This is a genomic window from Thiomicrospira sp. WB1, assembly GCF_001507535.1.
In the GTDB taxonomy this organism is placed as follows: domain Bacteria; phylum Pseudomonadota; class Gammaproteobacteria; order Thiomicrospirales; family Thiomicrospiraceae; genus Hydrogenovibrio.
This window is the reverse complement of sequence record NZ_LQBN01000001.1, coordinates 456,109-479,659: the sequence shown is the minus strand read 5'-3', so window position 1 is coordinate 479,659 and position 23,551 is coordinate 456,109. Positions and strand designations below refer to the sequence as shown.

Sequence of the window (23,551 nt, the reverse complement as noted above, 5' to 3'; positions counted from 1 at the left end):
GACATGAGTCTAATGCTCCTCAACTCATCAATGTGATTTTGCGGCGGACCGGTCGGCCCGCCAGCTTATAGTTATTATGCGTTGGCTGCGACGCCTGCTTCCTGGCGTGCGTTCGCCGTACGGATGGTCATAATGACGTTATACAACATCACCACCGCACCGGAGAAGAACAGCAAGCCACCGACCGTACGCATCACATAATAAGGATGCATGGCAGCAACCGACTCAGCAAAGGTGTAGGCCAGTGTGCCGTACTCATCGTAAGCACGCCACATCAAACCTTGCATGATGCCGGAGACCCACATCGCAACGATGTAGAAAACGGTACCAATGGTCGCCAACCAGAAGTGGAAGTTAATCAGCTTCATGGAATACATTTCGGTGTTCCAAAGTTTCATTACCATGTGGTACAGCGCACCGATGGAAACCATGGCAACCCAGCCCAATGCACCGGAATGCACGTGACCAACGGTCCAATCTGTGTAGTGAGACAAAGCGTTGACCGTTTTGGCCGCCATAACAGGCCCTTCAAACGTCGCCATCGCGTAGAACGCCAGCGAGATAATCAGGAAGCGCAGGATATAATCCGTTCTCAAACGGTCCCAGGCGCCGGACAAGGTCAGCATGCCGTTCAAAGCACCACCCCAGGATGGAATGATCATCGCCAGAGAGATCACCGCACCAAGCGAACCGGTCCAGTCAGGCAGAGCGGTGTACTGCAAGTGGTGCGCACCCAGCCAAACATAACCGAACATCAACGCCCAGAAGTGAATCACCGACAGGCGATAGGAATAGATCGGACGCTGTGCCTGTTTGGGCACGAAATAATACATAATCCCCAAGAAACCAGCTGTCAGGAAGAAGCCAACGGCGTTATGGCCCCACCACCACTGAATCATGGCATCCTGAACACCACCAAACAGTGAGTAGGAGCGGAACAGGGAAACCGGAATCGCCAGACCGTTTACCACATACAGATAGGTGATCGCGATCATCATCCCCAGGAAGAACCAGTTAGACACGTACACATTTGGATGTGTTTCCTTGTTACGCGACGCGATCGTCATCACAAAGTTCAAGGTATATAGTGTCCAGACCAGCGCAATGGCAATCGCCAATGGCCATTCCTGCTCGTGATACTCTTTCCCCGTGGTCATCCCCAGAGAAATCGTGACCACCACCAGCAACAGGCCAATGGTAAACAGAATGGCCGTCACCCAGGCCATGCCATTACTCCAAAGCTTGACGCCGTTGGTCCGCTGTACTGTGTAGAACGCGGTGGCCATCAAGGTCATGCCGCCGAAGGCAAAGATAACGGTATTGGTGTGCATCACACGCAGACGCGCAAATGTGATCTCTGCGATGTCAAAGTTCAAAGCCGGCCAGGCAAGTTGCGCTGCGGCGAAGGTCCCCATCAGGGTCCCCAGCACCAGAAACGTAATTGCCCCAACCGCCAGGTACTTGACCACACCATCGTTGTATTGTGGTTTTACTGTCGTATCCATCGGAAGGATTCCCCCTTATAGTCAAAAATTCAACTTGCTGCAAAAGCCGCCGCCCTTGAAACAAGCCGGTTTCCTCGCCCGCCATTATAATGACTTTGGCCTTCCCCAGCCGTCTTAAAACGCTTCAAAACTTAATCCAGATCAAATTTTAAAACGCTCAAGGCCCTCAGCTTCGCGAACAAAGCTCTAATTGTGAACGCCAGTATTATCGCAAAATCAGCGTTTGCTTATCATTGCACTGACGCAAATTTTTTTTATACGCCTGATTAATTTTATCTTTTACCATACAGCCGCCCCGCCGCTGACGGGACGGCCTCATCCACCAGGCCTGGTAAAAAAGTTCACACCCCAGGCCCTGACCGCTATAATATTGTGATTTTTCAGGCCCTGCCGACAAGAAATCCTGGCGGGCACAACACCGAATTCGGGAGCTCGATTCATGACGCGTCAAGCCACCATCTCGCGCAACACTCTGGAAACCCAGATCGAGGTCAAACTCAATCTGGATGGTCAGGGCAACGGTCAATTCGATACCGGCGTGCCTTTTTTTGAACACATGCTGGACCAGATCGCCCGCCACGGCGTGATGGATTTAACCATCACCGCCAAAGGCGACACCCATATTGACGATCATCACACGGTGGAAGACATCGGCATCGCGATCGGCATGGCGCTCAAAGAAGCGGTGGGCGACAAAAAAGGCATTCAACGTTACGGTCACGCTTATGTGCCCCTGGATGAAGCGCTTTCCCGAACGGTCATTGACCTGTCCGGGCGTCCCGGGCTGGTTTTTAATGCCGACTTCACCCGCGAACAGATCGGCCAATTTGAAACGCAATTGGTGCAGGAGTTTTTCCAGGGATTTGTCAACCATGCACAGGCCACGCTTCACATTGATTGCCTGCGTGGCGACAATGCCCACCACCAGGCCGAAACCATTTTCAAATCATTCGGCCGGGCGCTGCGCATGGCACTGTCCAGCGATCCGCGCATGACAGACCAACTCCCTTCCACCAAAGGAGCCTTGTGAATGGGGACGGTTGGCACGCACCCACACACCAAACTTGTCTGCGTCATCGATTACGGGATGGGCAACTTAAACTCGGTCGCCAAAGCGGCACAAACCGTTGCCCCGGCACACACGCATGTTGAAATCACCCATAACCCCGACCGCATTGAGGCCGCCGATGCCATCATTTTTCCGGGACAAGGTGCGGCCCGTGCCTGCATGCAGGCACTGACCGATGCCGGGCTGCACCAGCCGATTCTCAAGGCCTCACACGAAAAACCCTTCCTCGGCATCTGCATGGGCCTGCAGGTTTTAATGGGCCACAGTGAAGAAAATCAAGGCGTGGACTGTCTCAACCGTCTGCCCGGTCAGACCCACCGCTTCAATTTGACGCCCTACCCGGAACTGAAGTTGCCGCACATGGGCTGGAATCGCATTCATCAGACGCTCGACCACCCAATATGGCAAGGCATCGAACAAGACGCCTGGTTTTATTTCGTCCACAGCTATTACGTTCAACCGGACGCAGCCGAAACCATTGCCGGGCAAACGTCACACGGCGAAACCTTTTGTTCGGCCATTGCTCAGGACAACATCTTCGCAATCCAGGCCCACCCGGAAAAAAGTGCGGATTCGGGATTGCGATTATTAAAAAATTTCATGCACTGGCCGGGCAAGTAACACCAAAGGATTCTTATGCTTTTAATTCCTGCAATTGATCTGAAAGATGGGCAATGCGTCCGCCTGCGCCAAGGCGACATGAACGATGCCACCGTTTTTTCCGGCGACATCGTCGCCATGGCTCAGAAATGGACCCAGCAAGGCGCCAGACGTCTGCACATGGTTGACCTGAATGGAGCCTTTGCCGGGAAGCCGGTCAATGCCGACGCCGTTTACCAGGTACGTGAAGCCTATCCCGACCTGCCCATTCAGATCGGCGGCGGCATTCGCGATTTGGCCACCATCGAAGCCTATCTCGACGCTGGCGTCAGTTATTGCATCATCGGCACCCAGGCGGTACACGACCCCGACTTCGTCCGTCAGGCCTGTGAACGTTTTCCGGGACACATCATTGTCGGCCTCGACGCCAAAGACGGCAAGGTCGCGATCAATGGCTGGGCCGAAATCACCGACCACCAAGTCGAAACCCTGGGCAAGCAATTTGAAGACGATGGTGTCAACGCCATCGTCTACACCGACATCGGACGAGACGGCATGATGCAAGGGGTGAACATCGAGGCCACACAAAAACTGGCACAGGCGCTCACCATTCCTATCATCGCTTCCGGGGGCATTACCAATCTGGACGACATTCGCGCACTCGCCCAAATCGAAAGCGATGGCGTCACCGCCGCGATCACCGGGCGCGCCATTTATGAGGGCACACTGGACTTTGCACAAGGCCAGACTCTGTCCGATCAGCTGTCACAACAGGCGGAGGTCCGCGCCAAATGACGCTAGCCAAACGCATCATTCCTTGCCTGGACGTGGACAATGGGCGCGTGGTCAAAGGCGTGCAATTTGTGGACATTCGTGACGCTGGCGACCCGGTGGAGGTCGCGAAAAAATACGACCAACAAGGGGCCGATGAGTTAACCTTTTTGGACATCACCGCCACCGCACACGATCGTGATACGATTGTGCATGTGGTCGAACAGGTCGCCAGCCAGGTTTTCATTCCGCTGACCGTCGGCGGAGGCATTCGCACAGTGGAAAATGTCCGCACCATGCTGAACGCCGGCGCCGACAAAGTCGCGATCAACTCCGCGGCAATCTTCAATCCGGGGTTTGTTCAAGAAGCCAGCGAAAAATTCGGCGCTCAGTGCATCGTCGTGGCCATCGATGCCAAAAAAGTCAGCGCCCCCGGCGACCCGGACAAGTGGGAGATATTCACCCACGGTGGACGTAAGCCCACCGGCATTGATGCGCTGGAGTGGGCGCAGAAAATGACGGACCTGGGCGCGGGTGAACTGCTGGTCACCAGCATGGACAAAGACGGCACCAAATCCGGTTTTGACCTGTCATTGACCCGCGCCATTGCCGACGCCGTACCCATTCCCGTCATTGCCTCCGGCGGGGTGGGGAACCTGGACCACCTCTGTGACGGTGTGACCGAAGGCCATGCCGAAGCCGTACTGGCGGCCAGTATTTTTCACTTTGGTGAGTACAGCATCAAGGAAGCCAAAACCCGCATGCAGGAACAAGGCATAGAGGTACGCTTATGAACCAACAGGACATCCTGACCGAGCTGGACCGCGTTCTGCAGGCACGCAAAAACGACTCTGCGGATGACTCTTATGTGGCCAGTTTGTATCATAAGGGACTGGATAAAATTCTGAAAAAGGTGGGCGAAGAAGCCACCGAAACCGTGATGGCGGCCAAGGACCTGGAACACAGCGTCAGCCAGCATCACGACCAGGCATCCCTGGTGGGAGAGGTGGCGGACCTATGGTTCCACACCCTGGTTTTGCTCCACCACCAAGACCTCAGCGCTCAAGACGTCACCCAGGAACTGGAACGGCGTTTTGGCCTGTCAGGTCACGAAGAAAAAGCCCGCCGTCAATAAAGGCAACCGGATTTGACGGCACAATGATGAGCGTTCACAAGATTCTCATACAAACAACACGGCCAAACCCAATGGCCTTTTAAACTGACAGGAACTCGCTATGACACCTGAAAAAAGCATCTTCAGCCAAATCATTGACCGGGAAATTCCGGCCGACATTGTCCATGAAGACGAAAAATGCATTGTCATTCATGACATCCATCCCAAAGCCCGCATCCACCTGCTGGTGATCCCCAAAAAACCCATCCCCACCCTGTTTGATCTGGCACCGGAGGATAAAGACCTGATGGGGCACATGATGCTGCTTCTGCCTCAACTGGCACAGGCACAGGGACTGGATGGCTTCAAGACCCAAATCCATACCGGCGAATCCGGTGGCCAGGAGGTCTTTCACGTTCACATTCACCTGCTGGGCAACTGATCACCCGGCCCTCGGCAGCGACAACGCACAAAATTGCCATGCACGACGCGTTTCTGCTAAGATTAGCCGCTATTCTTTTGACCGATCACGACGGAGACAACACTCATGGGTATTAGCATCTGGCAACTATTGATTATTCTGGCCATTGTTCTGGTTCTGTTTGGCGCCAAGCGCCTGCGCAACGTCGGCTCTGACCTGGGCGGCGCGATCAAAGGCTTCAAAAAAGCCGTCGCCGAAGAAGACAGAAAAGACGACAACGACAAGATCGAAAACAAAGACGATGCCAACGTGTTCGATGTTCAGGCCGAAGAGAAAAAAGAGGGCGACAAAGCCACCGCTCGATCCAAAACCGATGACGAGTCGGACAAAACGCCCAAAGCTTGAAATCACGCCGGTCTTTCCGGCTCATAAGGACCTGTAAGCGATGTTTGATATCGGCATGCTCGAAATCATGGTGATTCTGGTGATCGCTCTGTTGGTGATCGGCCCGGAGCGCATGCCGGAAGTCGCACGCAAGATCGGTCAATTTGTCGGCAAAACCAAACGCTTTGTGCATTCCGTTCGCGAAAGCAGTGAGCTCAATGACACGGTGCGCGAAATTCAGACCTCCATGAACCTGGACCAGGAACGCAAGGAACTGGAAGACATTTCGCGCTCCATGCACAAAGACTTTTCCGACTTCGAAAAGGATCTGGGCGAACACGAGCAGATCACCCGTCCCTTCGGCGACATCGAAGAAGTGACGCCGTCTCAGTTCAATCGGGCGCCCGCTCAGCCCAAACCGCCCCAAGCCGAGGAACCCGCTGAGTCGCAAAGCAGTCAAGCGGGGGCTCCCGCTTCAGAACAGACAACCGATTCTGGTTCCCAGCCGACACAGACGGCGTCCAGTGAACGCGCGCAAACGGAAACCGAAACCAAGCAGGCCCATTCATGAGCGACGGCGCACTGCCTCCCCAGGACAAGGAAATGTCGCTGGTCCACCACCTTCTGGACCTTCGAAACGCAGTGACCAAAGGCATTCTGGCCATACTGGTTCTGTTCATTGCTCTGTTCCCGTTCGCCAACGATCTTTACCTTTACATTTCCGAGCCACTGTCGCGCTTTCTGCCCGACGACACCAGTATGATCGCCACCGGGGTGGCCTCACCGTTCCTCACCCCGTTCAAACTGAGCTTGGTGCTGGCCATTTACCTGGCCATGCCGTACTTGCTCTATCAGATCTGGTGGTTCATTGCCCCGGCCCTGTATCAGCATGAAAAGAAACTGATCGGGCCGCTGCTGTTTTTCAGTTCCTTCCTGTTTTATGCCGGGGGCCTGTTTGCCTATTACGTGGTGTTTCCACTGGTGTTCGGCTTCCTGTCCACCGCCGCGCCGGAAGGGGTCACCGTCGCCACCGACATCGCCCTTTACCTTGATTTCGTCATTAAGATGTTCTTTGCCTTTGGCTTGGCGTTTGAGGTCCCGATTGTGGTGGTGCTACTGATCATCACCGGCATGACCACACCGGAGAAACTCTCGCATGCCCGCCCTTACATCGTGGTTGCGGCCTTTGTATTGGGCATGCTGCTGACGCCACCGGACATTATCTCTCAGACGCTCCTCGCCATCCCTGTGTGGCTGCTTTACGAAGCCGGGGTGATCGTCGGGGGCATGGTACTCAAAGCCCGTGGCAAAAATAAGGACGAAGACGAGGACGAAACCGAGGCGACGTCTGATCAGAATGAGGCCGCAAACAAGCGCACCAAGTCCAGCGAGACCACCACGGAACCGGAATTCGATGATCGCTACGCGGATCAACTGGATGAGGACTGGGATGACAGTGACTGGGACGACACCTTTGATCAAATCGAAGCCGAGTTTGATGCCTTGGAAAAAAACCAATCCAAACAGCGCAAAAACGATGCCGGCCCTTCCGATGATGACGAGCCTCCTAAAAAATAACCAGGCCTGGTTAAAAAGACACCCGGTCTGCTGCTCATTGTTTGGCTGGGCGCTGATGGCCGTCGCAATGCTGGCCCTCAAACCCGGCACCGCGCTTGCGCTGACCACCAATGCGCTCAAAGACCACCCCTCTGCTTATCTGGCCATGCACGGCGAGGATCCAGTGGACTGGCAGGTCTGGTCGCCTGACCTGTTTGATCGCGCCCAAGCACGCGACAAACTAATCCTGCTTTCCAGCGGTTATTACGCCTGTCACTGGTGTCACGTCATGCAGGCTGATAATTACCAGTCGCCCGAGATCGCCGCGTACCTCAACCAGCATTTCATTTCGGTCAAAATCGACCGCGAACTGCAACCGGCGCTGGACCAGAACATGCTCGACACGGCACGCGTCTTGGCTGGCCATGCCGGCTGGCCGCAACACCTGATCCTAACCCCGGAAGGCGATCCCTTCGTGGCATTTGTGTATCAACCACCGGACGATTTCCAGCAGACACTCCGCCGAAGCGTGCGAACCTGGCAGAATGCACCCCAGCGCATTCGTACGCTGGTGGCCAAAGCGCGTCAAACAGCCCAACCGTCTCTCGACCTGAGCCTGCCCGAACGCATGAACGCCGAGACGTTTGCCCAGCGCCTGACCCAACAGTTACGGCAAAAGATGGATGATTTCAGCGGCGGACTCGAAGGCACCAACAAGTTTCCCCAAGCCCCCCTGTTACAGACGGTGCTGAGCTTGCTGATCGAGCAAACCACGCTTGCCAATCGCGCCAGCATCAATGACTGGCTGCTAACAACGCTGGAACAGATGCAAAACCAGCATCTACAGGATCACGTTCATGGCGGTTTTTTTCGCTACACAGTGGACCCGGAATGGCAAACGCCTCATTTTGAAAAGATGCTTTATACCCAGGCGCTGCTGGCACGCCTTTATTTTGACGCCGGCACCTATTTTGATCGCCCGGATTTCACCACCACTGCCCAACGCACCCTGAACTATGTGCAAAACACGTTGTTTCAACCCGACATCGGTTTGGCGATCGGGTCTCAGTCGGCCCTGGACCACCAGGGCGTGGAAGGCGGCAATTACCTATGGAGCCGACAGGCCCTGACAACACAAATTCGTCCGCAACTGGAACAAAACGCCTGGGGTGCTCTGACTCGTGCCTGGTCACTGGATGAGACCCCGCCTTTCAAAGCGGGCTGGTTGCCCAAACCAACGCCTGCTTTGATGCCCCACTGGCCTGAAATCCGCACCCAGATCGGTTGCAGCCGAACGCAACCGCCCTTGGACAACAAAGCCGTGCTCGGCTGGAATGGCTTGCTTTTATCCGCTTACGCCGCGGCCATCCAACATGCCCCGGATGTCGCTGCGCTCGAAACAGGGAAAAAACTGGCGCAAGCGCTCTGGGATCAATGGCAGGGTGATTTTTTGCCTGCCGCCATGAGCACGGACGCCCCCTCTGAAACAATTGGACAGGCGCAACTGACCGATCAAACCCACGTTTTGAGCGGTTTGCAGGACTGGCTGAACGCCACCAAAGACGCTGGCCGCACCCGGCTCAACCCTCAGGGTAACAGCGCTGACTGGCTCGCAGAAAAACGCCAGACGCTGATCCGGCGCTATCACCGCAACCAAAGCTGGTACACCAGTGATCAGACGCGCATTGCTTTGCATGCCGCACCGCCCTTGCTGAGCGCACAAGTTTTGCCCAGCCCATCGGCTCAGTTGCCCTGCCAAGCGCTTTCGCCTGCCGAAACAAGCCAGGCCTGGGCGCGACCGCTGGAACATGCCGACACCTATCATCGTCTGCGCTGTGCCGAAATCAGAGGGGATTCGGCACTGGAGCAGCCCTAAATGGCGTGGCTGATCATCGCGCTGATCGGGTTGTTTGTACTGACCACCCTGCCCAGCCTTTATACCCGCCACATTTTAAACAAACACAGCCAGCCGCACCCAGACATACCCGGCACCGGCGGCCAGTTTGCCGAACATCTGGCCAGACAGCATCATCTGCCCATTCGGGTCGAAATCACCGAGGAAGGCGACCATTACGACCCGATTGACAAGGTCGTGCGACTGAGCCAGTTCAACTATCACAGCAACTCCCTGACCGCAATCACCACGGCGGCCCACGAGATCGGGCATGCCATTCAGGACCAACAGGGCTATGCCCCCTTTATTCAGCGGACCGTACTGGTGGAACGCTCACAGTGGATGCAGAAATTCAGCGGCATGGCGCTGATGGCCACACCGTTTCTGATTCCGCTGATGCATACGCCACTCATCGGACTGGTCACCTTCGGAGCTGGCTTCATCGCCATGGGCGTGCCGGTCATGATTCACCTTTCCACCTTACCAGTAGAATTTGACGCCAGCTATCAACGCGCCCTGCCGATTTTGCAACAGGGCGATTACCTGTCAAAATCGGACCTCAAGAAAGCTCGCCGGATTCTCTGGGCCTGTGCCATGACCTACGTGGCTGCGTCCCTGTCGAGCCTTCTGAATTTATGGAAATGGCTGCGAGCGTTAAAGCGCTGACACAACCTAATTCACATTGGCCCGGGCAAACACCCAGGCTTCCAGGCGGAGACGGGGGTTGGGCTGGCGAAGCCGCTGCCCCAATGAAAACAAGGTACTGCCGGTGGTCATCACATCATCCACCATCACCACCGTTCCCTGCTTGAGCATCGCCAAATGCTCCCTTCCCTGAGCAGTCAGTTGAAACGCCTGTTTGAGGTTGTCCTGCCGGGCTTTGGCCGACAGGCTCGCTTGCGGCGACGTGGGCTGAACACGCCGGACCCAATCAGCACACACCACCCATTGATGCGTCCCGTTCAGAGCCGCCAGACGTTTCGCCAGCTCCAGCGACTGATTAAAACCACGTTCGCGCAAACGATCCGGGTGCAACGGCACCGGGATCAGATACACCGGTTCCGCCACAGGTGCCTGCATTGCGCCCAAGCGTCGATACCAGCATTGAGCCATGACCTCGGCATAACTCATATCCGGGCCGTATTTCATCGCCTGAACCCAGTCCCTGGCCAGGTCCTGGTAACGAAACGCCGCGCGCGTGTGCTCATACGGCGGAGGCCGCTGCAAACAGGCACCACACACCTCGCTCGGTGCCGAGGGCGCAACGGGCAAGGCGCACCTTGAACAAAATCTTTGCTCTGTCTGTTTCGCCATCTCCGCCCAGAGCGGCGCCGACAGATCCAGCGACCGGGTGGGCGTGCCCGTCTGCACACAGACAGGTGGAAAGACCCATTGCGTTAAAGCTTTCAAACGGCGTGAAACCCCTGTCGCGGTGACCCGCATCAAGCGGTGGCGTCTCTTTCTGACCTCGTGCGCTTTCAATATGATGTCCCGGTGTCAATTGGTTATAATGGCACTTTACCAAAAGATCGAAGGCAGTTTTTTATGGCTCTGGGCGACATTCGAACGGATTGGACGCTGGAAGAAATCCAGACTCTGATGAATCAACCCTTTAACGATTTGATTTTTCAGGCCCAGACCGTCCATCGTCAATACTTCGACCCCAACGAAGTGCAGACCAGCACGCTGGTCAACATCAAAACCGGTGGCTGCGCCGAGGATTGCGCTTACTGTTCCCAAAGCGCACGCAATCGCACCGACGTGGAAAAAGAACACATGATGGACGTTCAGGAAGTGATTGAGCAGGCCGTCGCTGCCAAAGAAAAAGGGGCAACCCGTCTGTGCATGGGCGCCGCCTGGCGCAACCCCAGCAAAAAAGATTTCCCCAACGTTCTGGAAATGGTGCGCGTGGTCAAAAACCTGGGACTGGAAACCTGCCTCACCCTGGGCATGCTCAGTGATGATCAGGTGCGCCAACTCAAAGAGGCCGGGCTGGATTACTACAATCACAATCTGGATACTTCCGAAGCGTTTTACCCCAAAATCATCACCACCCGCAATTATCAGGACCGACTGGACACCATCGACAAGGTCCAGCAGGCAGGCATTCATGTCTGCTCCGGAGGCATCATCGGCATGGGCGAGGCCCACAAAGACCGGGCCGAACTGATCCGCACCTTTGCCACCATGCGCCACCACCCGGACTCGGTGCCCATCAACCTGCTGGTTCCGATCGAAGGCACGCCCCTGGCCCACATGAAAGGCAAAACCGACAGCTTTGAATTCATTCGCGTGATTGCCGCGTCCCGCATCACCATGCCGCAAACCTATGTGCGCCTGTCTGCGGGGCGCATGGAAATGCCGGACGAAGCGCAGGCATTGTGTTTTCTTGCTGGCGCCAACTCGATTTTTTATGGTGACAAACTGCTGACCACGGAAAACCCGGAAGCCGGCCACGATGAGCAATTGTTTGCCAAACTGGGCATTCACAAACAAACCGATGAACAGGCACAGGCCCGTGCCCAGAAACTGGCGGCTCAAGTCACCGAACTCACGGCCTGATTCTCTGTCATGAGCATCGAGGCTTCCTTATCCGATCGGCTGGAACAGAAACTGGCCAATCACCGCGCAAACGGTTTGTGGCGACAGCGCCCGCTGGTCACCCAACCCCAAAGCGTGACCACTCAAATCAACGGTCTGACCTGTCTTAACTTTGCCAGCAATGATTATCTGGGACTGGCCAATCACCCGACGATCAAACACGCGGCAAAGGTCGCCCTGTCCGATCACAGCCTGGGCAGCGGCGCCGCCCATTTAATCAGCGGCCACCATCTGAGTCATCACCTGCTTGAGGACGAACTGGCCGACTGGCTGGGTGTGGAAGCGGCGCTGCTGTTTTCTACCGGCTACATGGCCAACTTGGCTGTGCAACAGACGCTGGCTGAAAAAGGCGACGTGATCATCGCCGACAAACTCAACCACGCCTCCCTTCTGGATGGCGCCCGCTTGAGTGCGGCTGAATTGCAACGCTACCCGCATGTCGACCTGAACGCACTGGAAAAACGCTTACAACGTGCGCGACAAGCCGAACGCCAGGCATTGGTTGTCACTGACGGTGTCTTCAGCATGGATGGCGATCTCGCCCCTTTGGCTGGCATTCAAGCCTTGTGCCAAACTTACCAGGCCTGGTTGCTGGTGGACGATGCACATGGGTTTGGTGTACTGGGCCCTGAGGGACGCGGCAGCTTTGCCCATTTCGGCTTGCGGCCCGACGATAACACCATTCTGGTGGGAACACTGGGCAAAGCGTTTGGCACCGCCGGGGCCTTTGTCGCCGGCAGCAAACAACTCATCGACACCCTGATGCAGCTGGCCCGCCCCTATGTCTTTACCACCGCCAGTTCACCCATAATGGCGGAGGCGACCCGTGCGGCGCTGTCTTTGGTCCAAACCGACGAGCCTCGGCGACAACGCCTGCACGACAACATTAATGCCTTTCGCACCCTGGCAAGCCAGGCAAACCTGCCACTGATGGCCTCATCCACACCGATTCAACCCATCCTGATCGGCGACAATGCACCCACCATGGCACTGGCCGAAACGCTTAAATCCGCCGGATTCTGGGTCGGGGCCATTCGCCCCCCGACCGTACCCAAAGGGTCGGCCCGACTGCGCATCACCCTGAGCGCCGATCACAGCGCGGAACAAATTGAGCAACTGGTAAGAGCCCTGGCCAATGCCTACCAGGAACAAGGACTGTCGCATGCACGTTAATCAAACCCATTTGGGGCGAACCGATTCTGATGCCCCCACCCTTACCCTGATTCATGGCTGGGCGGCGGAAAATGCCATCTGGGAAGACTGGGCCGCCGACCATTTCGGCGAACGATTCCATGTGGTGCTGCTGGAGCTACCGGGGTTTGGCCACACCCCCGCTCTGCCCGCCTGTCCGCCCGATGCGCTGCCAAAGGCCTGGCTGGATGCCCTCTGGGAAGCATTGCCGGATCGCACCCATTTACTGGGCTGGTCGCTGGGCGGGCTGCTGGCGCAACAGCTGGCTGCCCGCGCGCAAGACCCGGCCACAAACAAACACATTGAATCCCTGATCTGTCTGGCCAGCACCCCGCGCTTTGTCCAGAACGAAGGCTGGCACAAGGCGGTCAGCCCCAAACTGATGAGTGACTTCATTCAAGCTCTGGCCATTGAAAGCGCCAGAGTGGTCAAACAATTCTGGAATCTGCAACTGCAGGGCTCCGACAATGCCCGCTCTTTAATGAAACAACTCAAAGCCCATCTGGGCAAACGCCATTTGCCCAGCTATCAGGGGCTGATGCAGGGACTGACGCTACTGCGCGACCTCGACAACCGGTCGCTACTTGCCAGCCTGTCACTGCCCACCCTTTGGCTGTTTGGCGAAAAGGACCCACTGATTCCGATCACCTTGTGCGACACCCTGCCTACGCTGCAGCCTGACGCAAAGTTCGGCGTGATTGATGGCGCTGGCCATATGCCGTTTTTCTCTCATCCCGACGCAACCGCCCAGGCCATTTCAGAATTTTTGCCGGTGTAATGTCTTATCTAAAACCCGGATTTAAAAAGCCCCCAAATTTTCCAGGTCAAGGCGCTGTTTGCAGGAAATGGCCCGCCCTTGCCAAAAACAGCAACGCTGAATTGAGGAATTTGGGCCTTCCCAGCCGGCGGGTCAAGAAAACACAAGCTGCGTCGTTACGACCCTCGTCAGGGGCTGGCCACTCACTTCGGAACGTGTCTAGTAGATGACATTTTCTTGACTCGTTTAAACCTGGTTTTAGACAAGACACTACACTAGAATACCTCCATGCTTAAATTTCGTCGCGATCACATTCAGCAGCACTTCAACCAGGCCGCCCGCACCTATGATGAAGCCGCCGTGTTGCAAAAACGCGTGGCCGAAGACATGGACCAACGATTGGATCTGGTCACCTTGACGCCCGAGCGGATTCTGGACCTGGGGGCCGGCACCGGATTTTTATCCGTCAAGCTGCAGCGGCGCTACCCCAAGGCATCCTTGCTGTCGTTGGATCTGTCTCCGCACATGCTCCAGGCCGCACGCGTTCGCCTGGGCGCCCAACGCCCGCGCTGGTGGCAAAAACCTTTTCAGCGACGCCCACTTCCAGGCTTGCTCAATGCCGACGCCCATTCACTGCCACTGGCCGATCACAGCGTGGATCTGGTCATGACCAACCTGATGCTGCAATGGTGCGATGACCCAGACCGTGTGTTTGCCGAGATTCGGCGTGTGCTTCGACCGGAGGGGCTGTTCATGTTCAGCTCCTTCGGCCCCGACACACTGAAAGAGCTGCGCCAGGCCTGGTCAAACGTAGACGATCGCGAACACGTCAATACCTTTATCGACATGCATGATCTGGGCGATGCACTGATTCGCAATGGCTTTGGCCAGCCGGTGATGGACACCACCCATTTCACCCTCACCTATGATCGGCCGATGGGCGTGCTGAAAGACCTGAAAGCCATCGGAGCGACCAACGCCACTCAGGGTCGAGCACACGGACTGACCGGAAAAAACCGCTTTCAAGCCATGCTCAAGGCCTATGAAGGGTTTCGGCAGACAACGGACGGGCAGATTCCCGCCACCTTTGAAGTGGTGCAAGGCCACGCCTGGGCCGCTGAAGAAGTGATCAAAGGCCCCCATCGCGATAAATCCGGGCACGTCGAAATCAGCCTGGACGAGTTTGCCCGGCAAACCCGGAACTGATCCTCGGCACTGCTTTTTACCAGACCTGGTCAATAGGACAGGCTAGCATCTCAAGGCTCCGAGACGATGGGCAGCGCATACTCAATGTCACGATCGCGGTCCAACGTTTCCAGCAGGCTGTCATAAGAGGCGGGGGTTCCCACATCAAACACGGCAGTAAACCGATTGGGCAACCGTGTGATCAGATTAAAGCCATAACGCGCACTGAGTTGTTCCAGATCGCGCTGACGACGCACCTTGATCACAAAACGCGACGTCACCACCGCATTGACCCCGGTACGCAGATTGAGCACCACCGGCACGCGCATCACTGACTGCCCACTCACCGACATCCTCTGGGGGGCACAAGCGTCCACGGCAAACCAGGGCGAGCGGCCCTGATAAATAAACCAGACCCCATTGCGTCCCAACAGGGTCGGCGACTGCCCTTCGGGCCAGAAGGACGGCGACTGCATCATAGCCATGCGTTTGGGTTTGACCTCATAATCCGGCCCCGATAACTGCGCGACCAATTCACACGGCTGGGTGTACGCCCAACTGTCTTGCCACACACCAAGCGTCATCAGGCCCACCGCACAGGCCGGCAGCCAGACACGCGGCAAACGCCATGCGGGCAGGCGATAAAAAAACCTGCTGGCAGATAAATAATTCTTGGCATTGTGACAGGCAACCATGCTTTCTCCCTTTCCAAAATAAGCTATACTGCTCATCAACAATAAGACGAATACTGTTTGCACAGGTCTCAGCACTCGACCTGTTTGATCCATCGTTGCGCTCTGAAACACTAATCACAGTCACCACAGATTAAGCCATATACCAGGCAACGAGGAGAACATTCATGCGAAAAATTACCATACTGATGATCGGTCTGGGCCGAATCGGCGGTAAATTTTACGAGCAGTTCAGCAACATGAACGCGGACCACATCGAAATCATTGGTGTCAGCGAACCCAATATGAACAACCCGCTGCTCAAAAATGTCGAACAGCGTGGCATCCCTAATTTTCCCGAATTTGAAGAAGCCCTCGACAAATTCGGCGAAGAAATTGACATCATTATGGACACCTCCAACCGCGCCGACCTGAAACAGGCCATTCGCAAGAAGCTGCAGGAAAGTGGTAACAAGCACACCGTGCTGGTGCCGATGGTGGTCGATTATCTGATGTGGTATCTGCTGCCGGGGTCCGAAGCGATTCCCCAATCTCATCATTCTGACATCGGCTATTAAGCAAGCACCCACAAAAAAGCCCGCCTGAAAGCGGGCTTATCGTCATGACACTGAACCAGGGCTTACCCTTTTAGCATGGCGTACAAATCATCTTTGAGCGCCAAACGCTGCTTTTTCAGGTCTTCCATGGTTTCATCCGCCACAGGCGACTCTTCTTTTTCCAGCGCCTCAATTTTGGTGGTGGCTTCGTCGTATTGCCCAAACAACTTTTGAAAGTGCGCATCGTTCATTTTCAATTCGTGGATGCGCTCTTTAAATTCTGGAAACTCGTGTGCCAGATCATGATGTTCCAATGCCATCAGCCTTTCTCCTTATCTAAATAAAACCAGCCGCAAGAGTTTACCGACAGGTCAACCTCAGCGTCAAGCAAAAACACACACCGACGAAAAGGTTGTGGTGTCAGGGATGCTTCTGTTATGGTGAAACCATTGACATGTCCAAATGCAATACCTTGGACAGCAAAATCGCCCGACTCACAGCCGCGTAACCGCCGGTCAAGGAGGTGACGATGCCAACCCACAGTACAAACGATCATGATGCTTCACACGATCATCACGATCATCACAATCATCACCATTCCATGATCCAGGATTTTCGCCAGCGATTTTGGGTTTCACTGCTGTTGACATTGCCCGTCTTGCTGCTTTCTCCCATGGTTCAGTCTTTGTTGGGCTATCACCTGACCTTCCCGCTCTCTGAATGGGTTCTGTTTGCCTTGTCCAGCGTGGTCTATCTCTACGGCGGCAAACCTTTTCTCACTGGCTTAAAAGACGAGCTGCAAAACAGACGGCCGGGCATGATGACTCTGATCGGGGTCGCCATTACGGTTGCGTTCGCCTACAGCGCCGCCACCGTTTTGGGCCTGGAGGGCAAAACTTTCTTTTGGGAGTTGGTTACCCTGATCGACATCATGCTTCTGGGCCACTGGATCGAAATGCGCTCAGTCATGAACGCCTCGCGCTCGCTGGAAAAACTCGTGGGAATGATGCCGAGCCAAGCGCACAAAATCAGCCAGACAGGGCAAACACAAGAGGTCGACATTGATTCGCTGGCGCCGGAGGATCAGGTTCGCGTCCAACCGGGCGAAAAGATCCCCGTGGATGGTGAAGTCATCGAAGGCGAAAGCTCGGTCAACGAGTCCATGGTCACGGGTGAATCCAGACCGGTGACCAAACGCCAAGGTCAAAAGGTCGTGGGGGGCACCCTCAACGGACAAGGGGCTTTAACCCTCCGCGTGGAACAGGTGGGCGAGCAAGCCTATCTGAGCAAGGTCATTGACATGGTGCAACAGGCCCAGGCGAAGAAATCCAAAACCCAACACCTGGCTGATCGCATTGCTTTTTGGTTAACACTGATTGCCTTAACCGCCGGTTTCGCCACGCTGGTCGCCTGGGTGATGCTAGGGCAGACATTGGTTTTTGCGCTCGAACGCATGGCCAGCGTCATGGTCATCACCTGCCCGCATGCCCTGGGACTGGCCGTGCCGCTGGTGGTTGCCAACTCCATTACTCTGTCCGCTCGAAACGGCCTGTTAATTCGAAACCGCACCGCTTTCGAAAACACACCACGTATCACCACCGTGGTGTTTGACAAAACCGGAACGCTCACAGAAGGCACATTTGGCGTCACCCACTATCAAAGCGTCCAGGGACGCTGGCAGGATAATGACGTGCTCAAACTGGCCGCTGCGGCGGAAGCATCATCCGAACACCCCATTGCCAACGCCATTGTGGAAAAGGCGCGTCAACAAGCTATGACACTGCCCCGGGCGACGGCGTTTTCAAGCTCGCCCGGTCACGGCGTGCGCGCAAGCGTTGACAGTCATACCGTGAGAGTCGTCGGCCCCGCCTACCTTAAGGCTCATGACATTGAATGGCCCCAGCCTTCGCAATCGGATTCTGAAGAGAACGCACAAGCCACCCGTGTATTTGTTCTGATCGATGAACAACCCGCGGGTCAGATCGAATTGGACGACGCAATCCGCGAAACGTCTTTTGCTGCGGTGAAAAGGCTTCAGGCACATGGCATTCGTGTGGTGATGATGACCGGCGACAACAAACAGGTGGCACAGAAAGTCAGTCACGCCCTTCGGCTCGATGACTTTGAAGCCGGCCTTTTACCAGACCAGAAAGTCGAAAAAATCCGCGCCCTGCAAGCCAAACATGAATTTGTGGCCATGACGGGAGACGGCGTCAACGACGCCCCCGCTCTGGCCACGGCCGATGTTGGCATTGCTGTCGGCTCCGGTACCGATGTCGCCGCCGAAACCGCTGACATTATTCTGGTCGACAGCGATCCTCAGTCGGTGGTCGATGTCATTGGATTTGGGCGCGCCACCCATCGCAAAATGATTCAGAACTTCGTCTGGGCCACGGGTTACAACGTGGTGGCCATCCCTTTGGCGGCTGGCGTTCTCTATCAACAAGGCATTTTGATCAGCCCAGCGCTTGGTGCGGTGCTGATGAGTCTCAGCACGGTCATCGTTGCCATCAACGCCCAACTGCTATCACCCCCTCGCCAAACACCGGAAGCGACCGAGGCCAAAAGTGGTTCTTAATCAATTGCTTGTTGATTTCAAGATTGCAGACGCGGCCAATTGCGGATAGAATCTAAGTTCTGTCAGTTGCACACTGAAGACACAATCCGTGACTCAATTTGCGCCAGAAAGCCAAAAAAATCAACATCGGCTCTGACGCAAACGGTCACCATCGTCCACAAGACGTCGGCATAGCGCCGACGGATGCATTTGTGTGCGATCGGTTATCCGATGACTTCGTTTGCACTGACCCTGGCCATCCTGAGCGATGGAAATCAGACAGTGCAAAGCGAAAGAGGCGCCGCCAACATGTCCCGACACCGTGATCATCTCAAGGCCACAGCGACCGGTTCAAAATGAAAAACCCTCATCCGGATTCAGACGGTTTTTCACTGCCTCATTTATCTTCACTCACCAATTGCATCATGGCATCGCAGGACATGGTGCTCGAACGCTGGGTGTATCACCCTACGGTGCGCCGCGTGCTTTCAATGCACCACATTCAGGCTGAAACCTTCCTGCATGAATACGCCACCGAAGTTTTTGACTACTTCGTTCAAGTCATCCACCACAAGCAACAAATCGGTCGCTGCCCTGCCATCACCCGCTTATTGAATTTCTGCATTGCCGAAAACATTACCGTAGCCGATGTCTACAATCTGTGCATCCATTTTCGAGAAGCGTTAATCGGCGTTCTGTTTGAAAAAGATGCGATGCACAAGGCTTTATTTGATGAACTGAGTCTCGTCTTTGATGCCAACTTAACTGGCCTTCTGCAAGCATACACCGCTACCATCGCCGAAACGCAAAAACAGGCGGAGAGTTTTCAGACGATCATTGAAAACAGTCTCAATGAAATTTACGTCTTTGACCGGGACTCCCTTCGGTTTACTTACGCCAACCGTGGGGCCGTCGAAAACAGCGGTTACAGTGCCGACGAACTGCAAACCATGCACCCCTACGACATAAAGCCATTTTTTGACGCGGCGCAATTTCGGGACATGATCACCCCATTGCTCAACGATGAGACCGAACGACTGGTCTTTGAAACCATCCATGAGCGCAAAGATGGCTCTTTATATGATGTCGATATTCGATTGCAAAGCATGCGCTTTGACCACAAAGAGCACTTAGTTGCCATCATCAACGACATCACCGAACAGAAAAAAGCGCACCGCTTGGCCGAAGACTATCTTATGAACGACGCCATCATTCACAACAGCACCGATGGCATCGTCAGCATCGACGAGCAGCAGCGCATCACCCTGTTTAATGAATCTGCCGAACAAATGTTTGGCTACACCTCACAAGAACTGATCGGAAGCTCGCTGGACACACTGATTCCGGATGAACTGAAAACCCGCCATCGCGCTTTAATTCGTGTATTTGGAGAAAGCAATCAATTCCGCACACAAATGGCCAATGGCCGCGCAGAAGTCAAAGGCAAACACAAAGACGGACACTTGATTCCACTGGAAGTCAGCATCAGCAAATCAAAAGTCGATGGAAAATGGTTTTATACCGCCCTGATTCGCGATGTCTCAGAGCGCCACGCTGCAGAAGCCGAAATGCGTCGTTTAGCCAAAACCGACTGGATGACCGGGCTGGCCAATCGTCATCATTTTGATACCGAACTCAAAGCGGCCATTTCTTACGCCCGACGCTTTCCCGATCATAAAGTAGGCCTGATCTTTCTGGATCTGGACCACTTCAAGGACGTGAACGACACCCATGGCCACGCCATCGGTGACCAACTCCTCAAACAGGTGGCCGACATGCTGCAAAAAAACGTGCGCGACTTTGATCTGATCGGTCGGCTTGGCGGCGATGAGTTTGGCATCATTGCGCGTGGCATTCAGGACCAACACGATGTCATGCGCATCGCCGAAAAACTCACCCTTCAACTGTCTCAGCCATTGCAAGTAAACCGCTGTTCGGTTCAGATCGGTGTCAGCATCGGCATCACACTTTGCCCCGAACACGGCATTGATCAGGATCGCCTGATGTTACAGGCGGATCAGGCCTTGTATGAAGCCAAAAAAGCCGGGCGCAACACCTACCGTCTATACAAAATAGAAAACACATAAACCGCCAATCATAACGATCACTGAAAGGGATAAATCTAAAAGTCGACCTGTCCCCGCCTCTCTGGCATCCCCACAATAACCAATATACGGCACTTTCTTAACATGTAAAAAGATAGGGGGACGGTACGCAACGACCTGTTGGCAAAAGACAGAAAATGGCGAGACTAATGGTCGTATGAAAAAGAGGGAGACAACCTGTTGACGATCTCTTCCAGTTGAGTGAACACCACTTCGTCTATCAAATCATATTTGATGGCCAGGGTAATTTGATCGACAAATTCGTGGAGTTTCAAATGCTTATCCTGTTTCAGGAGATAATTTTTCAGGCTGTTATCCAGTGATTCCATATCCCGGTGATGCTGGTGATCCAGCCAGTGCTCGGGCAGACAGAATGAATGCTCAATGTGACGAGCCAATTGTTCTCCGATATTGCGGGTTGGGTTTTTGCCAATGAGCCGGCTGACTTGTGTCTGCGCTCTTTGGGTACGATCGGAGAAGTCAGCCATGGTCCCGCAATAACGACATAACAATTGGGCATTAAACCGACGAATGTCATAGATACTTTTCATAATCGGTATTGTTAACGATTCCAAGCTATAAAGATATACCCAATTTGCTACAAGTAATCATAAAGATTCAAAAAATCAGGGACTTATTAATAACCTCCGACTGTACCAAACCATCATAGGGATTCAGAATGTAGTACGTAAGCATTGGTGCCTCATCGGGCGGAATTGAATCGCTCTAGCGATCACCAAAGCATCGAATGTCCAACGAGATTGCCACCCGCATTTTGGCCGACCATCTGTGGTAAAGTGAAAGCCGTCACGCAAGGGAAAGATTCAAAACAGTGAGAAGCCTGTGAATTTAATATCATTTGAGCAGATTGTGGCCGCCTTGGGCGAGGCCGACATCTCAGTGACCATTGCCGATGCGCAACAACCTGACCTGCCTTTGATTTATGTCAATCATGCGTTTGAAAAACTAACCGGCTACCAAGCAGACGAGGTTTTGGGCAAAAATTGTCGCTTCCTTCAAGGTCAATCCGATCAAACAGAAGCCCGCACCATAGTGCGTTCTGCCATCAAGACCCATCAGCCCTGTGACGTCGAGTTCACCAACCATACCAAACAAGGCACCCCCTTTCAGACCAGGCTCCAATTAATTCCAATCTTTGAAAACGGTTCACTGCGCTATTATGCCGGTTTTCAAAAAGACATCACAAAACTACGCAAGGCCGAATACAAATTAAACGAAACCAATCTGGCCTTGTTGGAAAAGGTTGAGCAGCTCAATGTCCTCTCCAAAAGTTTTGAACAGGCGCAGGAGATTGCCAAACTCGGGCATTGGATACTGGAGATGCCCAGTCAGAAATTAATCTGGTCAGACGAGGTCTTCAAGATTTTTGGCACGGCCCCTCAAAGCTTCGAGCCCACCTACGAGGCGTTCATTCATTACGTTCACCCTAACGACCGGGCAGAACTTGAACGGGAATTTCAAACCTCGATTGACCAAAAGCGTGGCTATGACTTCAAACATCGGATCATTCGAGAAGACGGTGAAGAAGGCTTCGTGCACGAGCGAGGCTTCCACTACTTCGATGAACAAGGCGAGTTGATACGCTCGGTGGGGACAGTGAACGACATCACGGAACAGCATCGCAAGGATTTTGAGATTGCAAGCTATGTCGACCTCGTCAACCATCAAGTCATCATGTCCAGAACCGACCTGACCGGCAAAATCACTGAAGTCAGCGATTTTTTCACTGAAATTTCCGGCTACCAACGAGAAGAATTAATCGGTCAAAGTCAGAACATCGTGCGCCACCCTGACATGCCCAAACGCCTGTTTACCCAACTGTGGCAGACCATCCAGTCGGAAAAAACCTGGACGGGAGACATCAAAAACCTTCGCAAAGACGGGTCGGCTTACTGGGTCAGAAGCCGCATATCGCCCGATTATGACCACCTGGGCCATTGGATCGGTTACATCTCATTACGGCTGGATATTACCGCAGAGAAAGCGCTGGAAGAGCTGGCCATCAAAGATGAAATGACCGGTCTCTACAACCGGCGTTTTTATAACCAAAACCTGCATCAAGAACTTGAACGAGCCCGTGAACAGGAACAATGGCTCTGCTTTTTAATGATCGATGCCGACAATTTCAAAAAATACAACGATACTTATGGTCACCAGGCCGGTGACGCCGTCATAAAACACATCGCAGACATCCTTAAGACGCTCGTGCCCAATGACATGGGTTATGCGTTTCGTTTGGGCGGTGAGGAATTTGCAGCCCTTTTTGAGGTGTCACATCGTGACGAAGGGTTGAAAATGGCCCAAGCCATCAATGAAGCAATGCAGGAAAAAGCCATCGAACACTCCGGCAATGCGCCCTGGATGCAAGTGACCTTATCCATCGGTGCCATGTTAATGGATCCAAGCAAAGCCTACGTTGAAGAAGAAATATACAAATACGCCGATGAAGCCCTCTATCGGGCAAAATCGAAAGGGCGAAACCGAGTCGAACGAGTCATCGAACACGACATCGAGCTCTTCTGATCAGGGAGCGAGTTGCTTAAACGCCCGGCAGAGCAACATTGGCCTTAGACAGCACAGCAAAAATTGCC

The 23,551-nt window shown here is 54.3% G+C and carries 24 protein-coding genes; 19 read left to right on the top strand and 5 right to left on the bottom strand.

All coding sequences use genetic code 11. The features are described 5' to 3' along the window. Positions 1 to 74: 74 nt before the first annotated feature. Entirely contained in the window at positions 75 to 1,505 is a 1,431-nt protein-coding gene (ccoN, locus tag AVO41_RS02200; protein ID WP_068581915.1) for a cytochrome-c oxidase, cbb3-type subunit I, read from the bottom strand. A 439-nt stretch (positions 1,506 to 1,944) separates the two neighbouring features. Here ccoN and hisB point away from each other — a divergent pair, with 439 nt between their 5' ends. The 11 genes from hisB (at position 1,945) to AVO41_RS02145 (ending at position 9,981) form a co-directional block, all read left to right on the top strand. Further along, complete coding sequence (gene hisB, locus AVO41_RS02195) at positions 1,945 to 2,535, top strand: imidazoleglycerol-phosphate dehydratase HisB (RefSeq protein WP_068581911.1); 591 nt, start codon at positions 1,945 to 1,947, stop codon at positions 2,533 to 2,535. Then, positions 2,536 to 3,195, top strand: a complete 660-nt coding sequence (hisH, locus tag AVO41_RS02190) for an imidazole glycerol phosphate synthase subunit HisH (protein ID WP_068581908.1) — start codon at positions 2,536 to 2,538, stop codon at positions 3,193 to 3,195. 15 nt (positions 3,196 to 3,210) lie between these two features. Further along, positions 3,211 to 3,969: a 1-(5-phosphoribosyl)-5-[(5-phosphoribosylamino)methylideneamino]imidazole-4-carboxamide isomerase gene (gene hisA, locus AVO41_RS02185; protein ID WP_068581905.1), complete on the top strand. Its 759-nt coding sequence runs from the start codon at positions 3,211 to 3,213 to the stop codon at positions 3,967 to 3,969. Next, entirely contained in the window at positions 3,966 to 4,739 is a 774-nt protein-coding gene (gene hisF / locus AVO41_RS02180) for an imidazole glycerol phosphate synthase subunit HisF (RefSeq protein WP_068581903.1), read from the top strand. The genes hisA and hisF overlap by 4 nt, the downstream gene beginning before the upstream one ends. Next, a complete protein-coding gene (locus AVO41_RS02175; RefSeq protein WP_068581901.1) occupies positions 4,736 to 5,080 on the top strand; it encodes a phosphoribosyl-ATP diphosphatase in 345 nt (114 codons plus the stop codon). The genes hisF and AVO41_RS02175 overlap by 4 nt, the downstream gene beginning before the upstream one ends. Positions 5,081 to 5,180: 100 nt before the next feature. Next, positions 5,181 to 5,501 carry a histidine triad nucleotide-binding protein gene (locus AVO41_RS02170; protein WP_068581898.1) on the top strand — a complete coding sequence of 107 codons (321 nt, stop codon included), beginning with the start codon at positions 5,181 to 5,183 and terminating at the stop codon, positions 5,499 to 5,501. Between the two features lie 105 nt (positions 5,502 to 5,606). Continuing rightward, positions 5,607 to 5,885: a Sec-independent protein translocase subunit TatA gene (locus AVO41_RS02165; RefSeq protein ID WP_068581896.1), complete on the top strand. Its 279-nt coding sequence runs from the start codon at positions 5,607 to 5,609 to the stop codon at positions 5,883 to 5,885. A gap of 40 nt (positions 5,886 to 5,925) precedes the next feature. Continuing rightward, the gene (gene tatB, locus AVO41_RS02160; protein ID WP_068581894.1) at positions 5,926 to 6,435 is read left to right on the top strand and encodes a Sec-independent protein translocase protein TatB; all 510 of its coding nucleotides are present in this window, start codon (positions 5,926 to 5,928) and stop codon (positions 6,433 to 6,435) included. Beyond that, a complete protein-coding gene (gene tatC, locus AVO41_RS02155; protein ID WP_068581892.1) occupies positions 6,432 to 7,442 on the top strand; it encodes a twin-arginine translocase subunit TatC in 1,011 nt (336 codons plus the stop codon). The genes tatB and tatC overlap by 4 nt, the downstream gene beginning before the upstream one ends. 55 nt (positions 7,443 to 7,497) lie before the next feature. After that, on the top strand, positions 7,498 to 9,297 hold the full coding sequence (locus AVO41_RS02150; RefSeq protein ID WP_160326776.1) for a thioredoxin domain-containing protein: 1,800 nt from the start codon (positions 7,498 to 7,500) through the stop codon (positions 9,295 to 9,297). Continuing rightward, positions 9,298 to 9,981 (top strand): zinc metallopeptidase, encoded by a 684-nt coding sequence (locus AVO41_RS02145; RefSeq protein WP_068581888.1) that lies wholly within the window; start codon positions 9,298 to 9,300, stop codon positions 9,979 to 9,981. A 6-nt stretch (positions 9,982 to 9,987) separates the two neighbouring features. Here AVO41_RS02145 and AVO41_RS02140 read toward each other — a convergent pair whose 3' ends face one another. Beyond that, the gene (locus AVO41_RS02140) at positions 9,988 to 10,761 is read right to left on the bottom strand and encodes a ComF family protein (RefSeq protein ID WP_160326775.1); all 774 of its coding nucleotides are present in this window, start codon (positions 10,759 to 10,761) and stop codon (positions 9,988 to 9,990) included. A gap of 99 nt (positions 10,762 to 10,860) precedes the next feature. Between AVO41_RS02140 and bioB the strand changes: the two genes are divergently transcribed. The 4 genes from bioB to bioC all read left to right on the top strand — a co-directional run bounded on the left by bioB (position 10,861) and on the right by bioC (position 15,070). Continuing rightward, positions 10,861 to 11,877, top strand: a complete 1,017-nt coding sequence (gene bioB / locus AVO41_RS02135) for a biotin synthase BioB (protein ID WP_068581883.1) — start codon at positions 10,861 to 10,863, stop codon at positions 11,875 to 11,877. Positions 11,878 to 11,886: 9 nt separating this feature from the next. After that, positions 11,887 to 13,089, top strand: a complete 1,203-nt coding sequence (bioF, locus tag AVO41_RS02130; RefSeq protein ID WP_068581881.1) for an 8-amino-7-oxononanoate synthase — start codon at positions 11,887 to 11,889, stop codon at positions 13,087 to 13,089. Continuing rightward, positions 13,079 to 13,885 (top strand): alpha/beta fold hydrolase, encoded by an 807-nt coding sequence (locus tag AVO41_RS02125; RefSeq protein WP_068581879.1) that lies wholly within the window; start codon positions 13,079 to 13,081, stop codon positions 13,883 to 13,885. Before bioF ends, AVO41_RS02125 begins: the two co-directional genes overlap by 11 nt. 267 nt (positions 13,886 to 14,152) lie before the next feature. Further along, on the top strand, positions 14,153 to 15,070 hold the full coding sequence (gene bioC / locus AVO41_RS02120) for a malonyl-ACP O-methyltransferase BioC (protein ID WP_068581877.1): 918 nt from the start codon (positions 14,153 to 14,155) through the stop codon (positions 15,068 to 15,070). 50 nt (positions 15,071 to 15,120) lie between these two features. Here the strand turns inward: bioC and AVO41_RS02115 are convergent, their stop codons facing one another. Then, positions 15,121 to 15,744, bottom strand: a complete 624-nt coding sequence (locus AVO41_RS02115) for a hypothetical protein (RefSeq protein WP_068581875.1) — start codon at positions 15,742 to 15,744, stop codon at positions 15,121 to 15,123. Between the two features lie 164 nt (positions 15,745 to 15,908). Between AVO41_RS02115 and AVO41_RS02110 the strand changes: the two genes are divergently transcribed. Continuing rightward, entirely contained in the window at positions 15,909 to 16,298 is a 390-nt protein-coding gene (locus tag AVO41_RS02110; protein WP_068581873.1) for a homoserine dehydrogenase, read from the top strand. A 62-nt stretch (positions 16,299 to 16,360) separates the two neighbouring features. Here the strand turns inward: AVO41_RS02110 and AVO41_RS02105 are convergent, their stop codons facing one another. Further along, a complete protein-coding gene (locus AVO41_RS02105) occupies positions 16,361 to 16,597 on the bottom strand; it encodes a YdcH family protein (protein WP_068581870.1) in 237 nt (78 codons plus the stop codon). A 209-nt stretch (positions 16,598 to 16,806) separates the two neighbouring features. Here AVO41_RS02105 and AVO41_RS02100 point away from each other — a divergent pair, with 209 nt between their 5' ends. Both AVO41_RS02100 and AVO41_RS02095 read left to right on the top strand, forming a co-directional pair. Next, positions 16,807 to 18,855: a heavy metal translocating P-type ATPase gene (locus AVO41_RS02100; RefSeq protein ID WP_068581868.1), complete on the top strand. Its 2,049-nt coding sequence runs from the start codon at positions 16,807 to 16,809 to the stop codon at positions 18,853 to 18,855. A 404-nt stretch (positions 18,856 to 19,259) separates the two neighbouring features. After that, the gene (locus AVO41_RS02095) at positions 19,260 to 20,921 is read left to right on the top strand and encodes a GGDEF domain-containing protein (RefSeq protein WP_160326774.1); all 1,662 of its coding nucleotides are present in this window, start codon (positions 19,260 to 19,262) and stop codon (positions 20,919 to 20,921) included. Between the two features lie 164 nt (positions 20,922 to 21,085). On the opposite strand, the gene AVO41_RS02090 is transcribed toward AVO41_RS02095, so the two are convergent. Further along, positions 21,086 to 21,490 carry a hypothetical protein gene (locus AVO41_RS02090; RefSeq protein ID WP_068581863.1) on the bottom strand — a complete coding sequence of 135 codons (405 nt, stop codon included), beginning with the start codon at positions 21,488 to 21,490 and terminating at the stop codon, positions 21,086 to 21,088. A gap of 292 nt (positions 21,491 to 21,782) precedes the next feature. Here AVO41_RS02090 and AVO41_RS02085 point away from each other — a divergent pair, with 292 nt between their 5' ends. Next, positions 21,783 to 23,483, top strand: coding sequence for a sensor domain-containing diguanylate cyclase (locus AVO41_RS02085; protein WP_068581861.1), 1,701 nt, complete (start codon positions 21,783 to 21,785; stop codon positions 23,481 to 23,483). The last annotated feature ends 68 nt before the right edge of the window (positions 23,484 to 23,551 follow it).

Coding starts and splice junctions, on each gene's coding strand:
- AVO41_RS02110 (WP_068581873.1), top strand. CDS start 15,909: ATGCGAAAAATTACCATACTGATGATCGGTCTGGGCCGAATCGGCGGT.
- tatB (WP_068581894.1), top strand. CDS start 5,926: ATGTTTGATATCGGCATGCTCGAAATCATGGTGATTCTGGTGATCGCT.
- hisF (WP_068581903.1), top strand. CDS start 3,966: ATGACGCTAGCCAAACGCATCATTCCTTGCCTGGACGTGGACAATGGG.
- AVO41_RS02100 (WP_068581868.1), top strand. CDS start 16,807: ATGCCAACCCACAGTACAAACGATCATGATGCTTCACACGATCATCAC.
- AVO41_RS02105 (WP_068581870.1), bottom strand. CDS start 16,597: ATGGCATTGGAACATCATGATCTGGCACACGAGTTTCCAGAATTTAAA.
- AVO41_RS02165 (WP_068581896.1), top strand. CDS start 5,607: ATGGGTATTAGCATCTGGCAACTATTGATTATTCTGGCCATTGTTCTG.
- hisA (WP_068581905.1), top strand. CDS start 3,211: ATGCTTTTAATTCCTGCAATTGATCTGAAAGATGGGCAATGCGTCCGC.
- hisH (WP_068581908.1), top strand. CDS start 2,536: ATGGGGACGGTTGGCACGCACCCACACACCAAACTTGTCTGCGTCATC.
- AVO41_RS02150 (WP_160326776.1), top strand. CDS start 7,498: ATGGCCGTCGCAATGCTGGCCCTCAAACCCGGCACCGCGCTTGCGCTG.
- AVO41_RS02125 (WP_068581879.1), top strand. CDS start 13,079: ATGCACGTTAATCAAACCCATTTGGGGCGAACCGATTCTGATGCCCCC.
- hisB (WP_068581911.1), top strand. CDS start 1,945: ATGACGCGTCAAGCCACCATCTCGCGCAACACTCTGGAAACCCAGATC.
- AVO41_RS02170 (WP_068581898.1), top strand. CDS start 5,181: ATGACACCTGAAAAAAGCATCTTCAGCCAAATCATTGACCGGGAAATT.
- AVO41_RS02090 (WP_068581863.1), bottom strand. CDS start 21,490: ATGAAAAGTATCTATGACATTCGTCGGTTTAATGCCCAATTGTTATGT.
- AVO41_RS02175 (WP_068581901.1), top strand. CDS start 4,736: ATGAACCAACAGGACATCCTGACCGAGCTGGACCGCGTTCTGCAGGCA.
- AVO41_RS02115 (WP_068581875.1), bottom strand. CDS start 15,744: ATGGTTGCCTGTCACAATGCCAAGAATTATTTATCTGCCAGCAGGTTT.
- AVO41_RS02095 (WP_160326774.1), top strand. CDS start 19,260: ATGGCATCGCAGGACATGGTGCTCGAACGCTGGGTGTATCACCCTACG.
- bioF (WP_068581881.1), top strand. CDS start 11,887: ATGAGCATCGAGGCTTCCTTATCCGATCGGCTGGAACAGAAACTGGCC.
- bioB (WP_068581883.1), top strand. CDS start 10,861: ATGGCTCTGGGCGACATTCGAACGGATTGGACGCTGGAAGAAATCCAG.
- tatC (WP_068581892.1), top strand. CDS start 6,432: ATGAGCGACGGCGCACTGCCTCCCCAGGACAAGGAAATGTCGCTGGTC.
- ccoN (WP_068581915.1), bottom strand. CDS start 1,505: ATGGATACGACAGTAAAACCACAATACAACGATGGTGTGGTCAAGTAC.
- bioC (WP_068581877.1), top strand. CDS start 14,153: ATGCTTAAATTTCGTCGCGATCACATTCAGCAGCACTTCAACCAGGCC.
- AVO41_RS02145 (WP_068581888.1), top strand. CDS start 9,298: ATGGCGTGGCTGATCATCGCGCTGATCGGGTTGTTTGTACTGACCACC.